Source organism: Methylocapsa palsarum (assembly GCF_900114285.1).
Taxonomy (GTDB): Bacteria; Pseudomonadota; Alphaproteobacteria; order Rhizobiales; family Beijerinckiaceae; genus Methylocapsa; species Methylocapsa palsarum.
Window position 1 is genome coordinate 1 of sequence record NZ_FOSN01000040.1, and the last position, 8,303, is coordinate 8,303.

The following is an 8,303-nucleotide window of genomic DNA, read 5'->3' on the forward strand; positions in this document are numbered from 1 at the left end:
CATGCGCAACGGCACTTATGGCGCCCTGCGGTGGTTCGCCGGCGTGCTGAAGGCGGAGCGCGTGCCCGGCCTCGACGTGCCGGGCATCGACTTCGTCGCCATCGCCAAGGGATACGGGCTGGAGGCGGTGCGGGTCGACGCCGACGAGGCCTTCGCCGCCGCCTTCGCCCGCGCGCTCAAGGCCGGCCGCCCATCCCTGATCGAGGTCGCGACAGCCTGGCCCGCGCCCTGATCCCAAGCCGCCTCCTCCGCTGCAGCGGACGGGCCACGCTTTGCCTTATGGCGAGCGTTCCGAAATTCTCGGCTCAAGATGGAGCATCGCCGTGACGATCACCTTATACTCCTATCCTTCGCTTTTCGGCGTGGCCGACAACAATGGCTATGGCCTCAAGATTTTCGCTTTCCTTCGGCTCGTCGGGCTGCCTTTTGTCCATGAACATCTTTTCGACGCGTCGGAGGCCCCACGAGGGCAGCTTCCCTTCATCGTCGACGAGTGGGAAGTCGTCGGCGACAGCGAGACCATCATCGCCCATCTCACGCGGAAATATGGCCTCACCATCGACGGCGCCTTGAGCGAGAGGCAGCGCGCTTTGAGCTTGCTCACAACGCGCCTGCTCGACGACCTTTATTGGGTGATGTCCTATTCGCGCTGGAAGGACGAGCGCTACTGGCCGGCCTTCCGCGCCGCGCTCATGCGCGAACACACCAACCTGACCGACGAAGGATTGGCCAAAGCGCGGGAATTCAATCTCCAGCGGTATTATTATCAGGGAATCGGCCGCTACGCTCCGGATGCCGCCTACGAGCGCGGTCTCGCCGATCTTGGAGTCCTCGCCGAGCTCATTCCCGACGGCGGGTTCGTCCACGGGGTCGAGCCGACCAGTATCGACGCCGGAATTTACGGCTTCATCGCCAATATCCATTTCTTCGATATCGACACGCCGCTCAAGCAATTCGTTTCTTCGCGGCAAAACCTTGTGGGTCATTGCGTGGCGCTGCACGAACGCGTCATGCGCGCACAGCCGGACGCGGCAAGCCGCTGACGCCCTTCGCGTCAGCCGGTCGGTTGCTCCGTCGCTTTCAGCGGCGGCCCGAGGAATTTGCCGCCGGACATCGAGAAATCGCTGATCCACAAGCTTTACTGCGGCCACTTCTTCTGCCACGTCTTCCCTCAGGACTATATCGTGGCGAAGGGCGCCGACTGCCAACAGATCGAGGAACGCATGTGGGAGTTGCTCGACCGGAGGGGCGCGGAATATCCCGCCGAGCATAATGTCGTACACCTTTATCACGCCAAGCCTGCATTGGTGTCGCACTACAAGACGCTTGATCTCTGCAACGCGCTCAATCCCGGGATCGGCCGCACGACGAAATACGAGCATTGGAAGCCCATGAAAGAGGCGTCCGGGGCGTCCGAGTTGCGCTGCGACAGCTGACGGCGGCGGCGCGGCGCAAAATGACCGAAGCGCGATGGAGGAAACATCCGTGTCCGGAGATTTCGAACGAGACTTGACCAAGCGCGTCTGGACGGACGACGCGTTCGCCGAGCAGGTAGAGAGCAACCCGGCCGAAGCCCTAAGATCGATGGGCGTGGAGGTCCCGGCCGGCGTCAAGGTGAGAGTGGTGACGCAGCGGCGCGATACGATCTACTTTACAATTCCCCCCGCCAGAGTTCGGCAGTCGCCGCCGCCGACGGCGCCCATTAACCAGATGGACCTTTGGTCCAGCAAAGGGCTGTTCATATGGGTGGTTCCTGTCGCCGCCAAATTTAAGCTCCTGGCCCTGCGCAACGCCGCCCGCAAAGAGGAGGATCGATCGTGAGCAACGCCGATTTCGTCGAGCAATATTACGAGCGCATCGCGACTGATCCTGACTATCGGGCCAGACTGCTCGCGAACCCGGTCGCGGTCGTCTGTGAGGAGTTCGGTTATACGCCCGGCCCCGATATGAAGATCGAGATCGTCGAGCAGGCGGATGACACGATCGTCATCATGGTTCCACCCAGGCCGGAGGCGGACCAAGATATGGAAAAAGAGCTGACCCGTGTGACCGAACAGGTTTTCGACCTGCTCTTTTCGTCAGGGGTCGGCGGCTTTTTCATTCCGGACGACGCCCAGAAATGGGTCCTGCGCGAGATGAGGCTGGCGCCCCAGATGAAAACAGGCCTCGGTCAATCGCAGCCGTGACCGACGGCCCGAACTCGCCCGCGCATCGATCGCGTCGGTTGAAGTCCTTGGCGCATTCCAGGCCAGCCCTGCAGTCAAGGCCGCGCTGTTCACGCGAATTGTTTGAGTCGTCACATCCATCCTCTCGCCGCAGGGCGGGCTTCCCCCGGTCCAGCTTGGGCCAATGAAGGATCACGATCATGAACGCGTTCAGCAAGATCGACATGGGCGAAGTAACCCGGCTTACTCAGGCCGGCAAGCTCAACGAGGCCATGGCGCTACTCCAGGGTGGTAAGCTTCCGGGCGCCGCGAGCGATGAGCCAGGCCGGGCAGCACAATGGTCGCCATCGAGCGCCAAGCGTTCTTGGCCGACGATCGATATGATGGCCCCCACGGCTCCCGGCGCCGCCTGGACAGATTACGCGACGGAGCCGGCCGCCGGCGGATCCGCGCCGTTCGGCAACCCCTCGGCCTTTGCCGATATCGCCGAGACGATGAAGGCGTTTCGCAGCCGGGGCGCCGAGCGGGGCTTCTCCGACCTGGGCGAAGGCTTCGCGTCCAGACGGCAGGCGCCACTGCCCGTGCCGGACGGCGCTCGCTTTGAGGAGCGGACCTGCTCCAACAACGCGGGCAGCCGGACTTATAAGGTCTTCATCCCGAGCGGCTACGCCGGACAAGCGCTCACGGTCGTGGTGATGCTGCACGGCTGCACCCAGAACCCGGACGATTTTGCGGCCGGCACGAGGATGAATGAACTGGCTGAGGAGGAGACCTTCCTGGTCGTCTATCCGCGTCAACCGCAGTCAGCTAACATGCAGAAGTGCTGGAATTGGTTCAACACCGGAGATCAGCGTCGCGACGGCGGAGAGCCCTCGCTAATCGCGGGCATCGCGCTGGCGGTCGTCGACGAGTTCTCGGCCGACCCGACCCGGGTCTACGTGGCGGGTCTCTCCGCCGGGGGGGCCGCCGCCGCAATTATGGGGGCGACCTATCCCGACCTGTTCGCAGCGGTCGGCGTGCATTCGGGCCTGGCGTGCGGCGCCGCCAAGGACATGCCATCGGCCTTCGCCGCTATGAGCGGCGGCGGCGTGATCCGCCCGCGGGGCGATCGACCGGCGGCGCCGACGATCGTATTCCACGGCGATGGTGATCGGACGGTCAACTTGGTCAACGCAGACCAGGTCATTGCCCAGGCGAGGCCAGAAGCGACGTTAGCCAAGGCGGTGACGCGCGGCGAGACGCTGCACGGAATGGCCTACACTCGCACGGTGCAAACAGACGATGCTGGAAAGGAGATCCTCGAGCAATGGGTCCTACACGGCGCAGGCCATGCTTGGTCGGGTGGGAGCGCGAGCGGCTCTTTCACGGATCCGCGCGGTCCTGACGCCAGCCGGGAAATGTTGCGTTTCTTCCGGGCACACGCGACCGCACCTATCTTGACACGACAATAAACTACTTTCGGCGCGGCGGAATACCCGCCGTCATCAGAAGCGGACACTTCAAAAGGAGCTCTGATCCGAACCACTGAAGTGTTACCATTTACGGTCTGACGAGAAACATGCTTGTGATTTGCAAGTGAACGCTTATCGCAGACCTAGCGGCGAAATCCCGTCCCGCGGCCGGCCCTTAGTCCCGGCGGGGGCGCCGCAATGTTGAACGTCTCGAACGCTGACAATTGCCCGCCTGGCCCAACGACGTCGTAATAGACAACTTTCATCAAGCTTGCCGAGTTGAGAGCCCGGATCGACGGTGAAGGCCGCGAAGCCGTAGGCGTGGACCGCACTGCGCACCGCCAACCACGGCGCATCCTCGCTTACGTAGACTGACGGCCGCTTCCCGGTCACGGGATCAGGCGCGCCGACCGAGACGATCACCCTGCAGTGCGGCGGGTGGAAGAAGAGCCCGTTCGATGGTGAGGAGGTTTCCCCGCCGCCCATCACCATGTGCACCGTGCCTTTCGTCGTGTCGATGACGTCCGTAGCGGTCGACGTCAGCACCGGCGTCAGCGTCGGGTTCGCCTCGCGACCGCAGACCACCAAATCGACATTGTAGCGGCCAAAAAGCGGAACCCGGAGCGCGGCTCGCCCGGCTGCGCAACCCGCACCAGCTGCGCCGGCGCGAGCGCTGTCGTTCCCGACTGTATCAAAGCGGGTCCTTTTTCCAGGCAAATCTGGGGTCCCGATTCAATGCTGATTGACACTCGGAATCACATATTCGCGCGGCGCGCTTATTCTCAACTTATTCTATTGGCGCTTTGCCAAAGCCCAGGTCATTACCGGGAAGTCCTGCTCATTCTTAAGACTTTTGCCCCAGCCGAACATCCTCCAGCCATGCCGAAAATTCGCCGTTGCGCATTGACGATTTCCCCAGGAGCCCGAACGTATATCCGCGTCGGCGAAGCCTGCGTCCTCCAAGAGCCATTTCAGGCCATTTTCGGTCCATCGGGTGCAATCGGTCGGATAACCGTGAACCTTGAGCAAGAAAGGCACGATGATCAGAAAATGGCCGCCTGGTTGAAGCATTCGCAGCACATTACAAGCGGCCGTCCAAGGCACCTTAACGTGTTCAAAGACCTGATCGGCGATGATTAAATCGAATTTACGGTCCAGAACATCTTTGCAGACATCAAAATCTGGATAATTGACCGAGGTGTAACTCTTAAAGGGCAACTGGCGCCAGTAGTCGCCTGGAGCGATCTCCAGGACGTCCAGTTTATTTATTGCAATCTCTTCAATTAACGCGTGCGTTTCCCGATATGCGACGACCCTCACCCAGTGGGTGGTGTCAAATCCGAGCTTTTTCAATTTTTCCTTCAGCGCCTCTCGCCCGAAGCGGCGAATGACTAAAGAGCGCAAATATCCATTGGCGTCTGCCGCGCTGGTGCCCATACGTATATCCTCACAAGCGAAAATTAACCGTGGCGTACGTCACGGTTAACTGAGACATCTGGCTGCGGTAAATAGACACAACCGGAGGCTTTAATATGACTGCTGACAAGGGCTCAAGCCAAAGGGGGCGCCGGAGCGCTCCCCGATGGCTGGCGGAGGCGCCACCTTGTCGATGGGATGGCGCCAAAGCAACGGAAGATGGCGGTGGTGAAGGGCAACGGCAACATGAACACCGACCCTATGTCGCTCCGGAAAGCAATGGAGCGATCAATATGGCCTCCTACGCTGCGCCCACAATTAAGCCGCGAACGCAATCTATGCATGTTGGTTAAAGGGGGTGCCATCCTGCTGCTAGCGATCCCTACTCAGGGAGGGAGCGCCTTTCTTTGATATGAGGCGAACTTGTCTTTGATATGAGGCGAACTTGTTCGGCAGCTCTCGCGAACCGTCCTTTAAGAGCGTGTCTCATTATCAAAGGCCATATGTTCGGCCCGACTCCATAGCGTTTTCAATTTCGCGGCCTTGTTTGCTCCGACGTTTTTTGGGCCATGCGTTTTGGAGTTCTGCGTTGAATCAATCGCGTCCGCCGTTACTTCCCGGGTCGATCTTCGATTTGCGGGAGCGACCACAGAGGGGCATTGGGGCGGTCGGAATTGGACGCGAAATCTCCCCTCGGGGGCAATATGCAAACGAATTCTCTGACCGTTCTGACGCCTCGGCGGCTGCCCGCAGCGCCACACAACATCACCCGTCCGATGCACTGCGTCTGAAACTCTGGGCGCTTTGGTTGCATCTCGGAACTCTTCGAACAGCCACTGCGCCAAATCAGCCGCCAGCGCAAACGCAGTGGTCGGCTGGGATTTGCCCGTCCTCGAGCACCTGCCGCAATGACTATCGCTGATGGTCCTTGAGCAACCTTTGAGCGACCGGCGCCTTGTAACGTTAAGACGGTGGCTCTGTGCCACGGGAATCGAAGGGTTTTTAAACCGCGCGATCAAAACGGTACAGACAGCGACAGCGCGCCGCCGCTCCACAAGGTTTTGTCTAACGCCTTGGGCATTTCCTTTCGACAGGGGCCGCTTGTGCGATGCAGACGGCCTTTTATTGGGCCGGGCTTTTTCCGGCGAGCCGGCGATGAACCTCGCAGAAAGGTGATGTCGCCGCAGCTTGACCTTACAGGGTCTCGCGCCCATTATATTGCAATGCAGCAACACCCTTGCTGCATGCCCCTCTATGGGCGTTTCCTCCCATGACTTGGGCCGCTTGCAGCAATGCTGGCGGCCTCTTTATCTGATGCCTGCATATTTTCAGTTGATGGCAAATTTTAGCCGCCTCGTCGGAGGCATGACGCCCGACCGGAGCCAGCTCCGCGCGCTCTGCATGTCCGGCTTCGCTCTAGATGTTTGATCCCAGGCTTTGATGGTGCGACCTTTTCCATGGAATGGAAGGATGCGCTATGGCTCAAGTTCTCCACGGGACCGTCACGACGACAGAGGCGGTGCGTCGAGCGATACAAAATAGTCAAGAGAGCCTGAGGGCGCTCGCCAAGCGCTATGGGATCAACCAGAAGACCGTCGCGAAATGGAAGAAGCGGACATCGGCGGGCGATCTGCCGACCGGTCCGAAAGAACCGAGATCGACGGTCCTCTCAATCGAGGAGGAGGCGATCCTCGTCGCCTTCAGACGCCATACGCTCCTGCCGCTTGACGACTGTCTTTACGCCCTTCAGCCGACGAGGCTGATCCGAAGATCAAGCCGCGGATGAAGACCTCCCATTTCCCACCAGCGACGCCAGCATTTGACGCAGAACATCGGCGGGGACCGGCTTGTGCAGCATGGCGAAGCCGCTCCTGGAGACTCCGCAAGCCGTTCCTCACCCGTGTCGCCCGTGACAATCACGGTCGGAATTTTGCGTCCGGCTCGGCGCGCGATTTCCGCCGCCGCGGCCGTGCCGGTCAGACCGGGGCCAAGCCGATGGTCGGCAACGACGGCGTCAAATCGCCGGTTCTTCAGCGCGCCGTGGTCAAGCGCTTTCCTCGCCGGTGGCCACGGCGAGAATTTCATATCCCCAAAGGATCAGCAGGAGTTCATAGCCTTGGCGAACAATGGCGTTATCTTCGATGAGAAGGATGCGGCCGCCAGAATCGTCGGGCGCCGACTTGGCAGCGATGTCGGCCACGGTGGTGCGGTCCAGCGGAAGAAGAAGCGAAAAGCGAGAGCCATGTCCGAGCCTTGAGCTGACCTGCACCTCGGCTCCAATCAGACGGGCGAGACGGGAAACGATCGCCCGGCCGATACCCAAGCCCAAGCCGCTGTCGCGCGCTGGATTGTTGAGCTGCCGGAACGCCTCAAAGATTTCTGCCCGCTGATCGGCGGGAATACCCATGCCCGTGTCGATGACATCGAGCCTGACCTTATCGCCGCGTTGGCGCAGGCTGAGACGCTGCTATCTCAAGTTTTCGCCGCCTCTCTTGCGCGGCGGGAATCATGAATCAGATGTCAGCCGATTTCCGAAATCCCAATTCGATTCAAATCGTTCGGAGCCCGCTCTAGTGCGACGAACACCGTAGCGTTTTTCGTCAGTCCAGCGAGGCACAAAGCAAACATTTGATCGATTAGCGGCGATGGGCCTTGCGCGGCTTCCGTAATAAGTCGGGGGTGGCAAAACTGCATGCAAGCGCTTTGAACGAGCATCGCAGCAAGGTCTGCCTCTCCAATTGTGAACTCTCCCTCGGACATACCCAGACCGATGATTCGGACGAGGGAACTACCGATGGTCTCTGTGTGACTTGGAACCACCTCCCAACGCTCGTCGTACGCCGTTACCAGCAAATCGTGGAGTTTCGGCCTACATTCGGATTGGTGCGTGTGAAAATTACAAATCGCCGCTATGGAACGTCGCAGCCGGTCGCTCGCCGAGCCGAAGCTTCCAGCGATTTGCTCCACGAGGGCTTCGATTTCCGCGAGCTGGCGGCGCGCGACAGCTAGATTGATGTCCGCTTTCGAGTCGAAAAATCGATAAATGTTTGCTGGAGACATCTTCAGTTCACGGGCGATATCGAAGACCGTTGTCTTCCTAAATCCAAGCTCTCCGAACAAGTGCTCGGCTACATCGATGATTCTTGTAGACATATCACGTTTTACGAGTGTCGCTGAGGCCATGTGCTACTCCTACCATTAAACGGCGATCATGGCGCAGATACCGTCATGGTGTAGCTTTTAAGTGCCATCAATTAGCTTGCTTTCAAAC

General features: G+C 60.0%; 10 protein-coding genes and 2 pseudogenes. 8 read left to right on the plus strand and 4 right to left on the minus strand.

The features are described 5' to 3' along the window. The 7 genes and pseudogenes from BM177_RS18725 to BM177_RS18750 all read left to right on the plus strand — a co-directional run. The coding region (locus tag BM177_RS18725) for a thiamine pyrophosphate-dependent enzyme (RefSeq protein ID WP_244532449.1) at window positions 1-232 on the plus strand (232 nt) is incomplete at its 5' end. Window positions 233-323: 91 nt separating this feature from the next. Further along, window positions 324-1,043: a glutathione S-transferase family protein gene (locus BM177_RS18730; protein WP_244532450.1), complete on the plus strand. Its 720-nt coding sequence runs from the start codon at window positions 324-326 to the stop codon at window positions 1,041-1,043. Window positions 1,044-1,100: 57 nt separating this feature from the next. Then, the gene (locus tag BM177_RS18735; protein ID WP_091686726.1) at window positions 1,101-1,436 is read left to right on the plus strand and encodes a hypothetical protein; all 336 of its coding nucleotides are present in this window, start codon (window positions 1,101-1,103) and stop codon (window positions 1,434-1,436) included. Window positions 1,437-1,485: 49 nt separating this feature from the next. Then, window positions 1,486-1,821 (plus strand): hypothetical protein, encoded by a 336-nt coding sequence (locus tag BM177_RS18740; RefSeq protein ID WP_244532451.1) that lies wholly within the window; start codon window positions 1,486-1,488, stop codon window positions 1,819-1,821. Next, complete coding sequence (locus BM177_RS18745) at window positions 1,818-2,186, plus strand: nitrile hydratase subunit alpha (protein ID WP_091686727.1); 369 nt, start codon at window positions 1,818-1,820, stop codon at window positions 2,184-2,186. The genes BM177_RS18740 and BM177_RS18745 overlap by 4 nt, the downstream gene beginning before the upstream one ends. Further along, window positions 2,185-2,292: pseudogene (locus BM177_RS21240) on the plus strand (CopG family transcriptional regulator); the annotation flags it as partial. The gene BM177_RS18745 and the pseudogene BM177_RS21240, both read left to right, overlap by 2 nt. Before the next feature lie 73 nt (window positions 2,293-2,365). Beyond that, entirely contained in the window at window positions 2,366-3,616 is a 1,251-nt protein-coding gene (locus BM177_RS18750) for an extracellular catalytic domain type 1 short-chain-length polyhydroxyalkanoate depolymerase (RefSeq protein WP_091686729.1), read from the plus strand. 132 nt (window positions 3,617-3,748) lie between these two features. Here BM177_RS18750 and BM177_RS18755 read toward each other — a convergent pair whose 3' ends face one another. Next, on the minus strand, window positions 3,749-4,333 hold the full coding sequence (locus BM177_RS18755; RefSeq protein WP_210185942.1) for a hypothetical protein: 585 nt from the start codon (window positions 4,331-4,333) through the stop codon (window positions 3,749-3,751). A gap of 75 nt (window positions 4,334-4,408) precedes the next feature. Then, window positions 4,409-5,053, minus strand: a complete 645-nt coding sequence (locus tag BM177_RS18760) for a methyltransferase domain-containing protein (protein ID WP_091686731.1) — start codon at window positions 5,051-5,053, stop codon at window positions 4,409-4,411. 1,456 nt (window positions 5,054-6,509) lie between these two features. Between BM177_RS18760 and BM177_RS18765 the strand changes: the two are divergent. Continuing rightward, a pseudogene (locus BM177_RS18765) lies at window positions 6,510-6,788 on the plus strand (helix-turn-helix domain-containing protein); the annotation flags it as partial. A 288-nt stretch (window positions 6,789-7,076) separates the two neighbouring features. Here BM177_RS18765 and BM177_RS18770 read toward each other — a convergent pair. Further along, window positions 7,077-7,487, minus strand: coding sequence for an ATP-binding protein (locus BM177_RS18770; protein WP_091686733.1), 411 nt, complete (start codon window positions 7,485-7,487; stop codon window positions 7,077-7,079). A 65-nt stretch (window positions 7,488-7,552) separates the two neighbouring features. After that, the gene (locus BM177_RS18775) at window positions 7,553-8,215 is read right to left on the minus strand and encodes a TetR/AcrR family transcriptional regulator (protein ID WP_091686736.1); all 663 of its coding nucleotides are present in this window, start codon (window positions 8,213-8,215) and stop codon (window positions 7,553-7,555) included. Window positions 8,216-8,303: the final 88 nt, after the last annotated feature.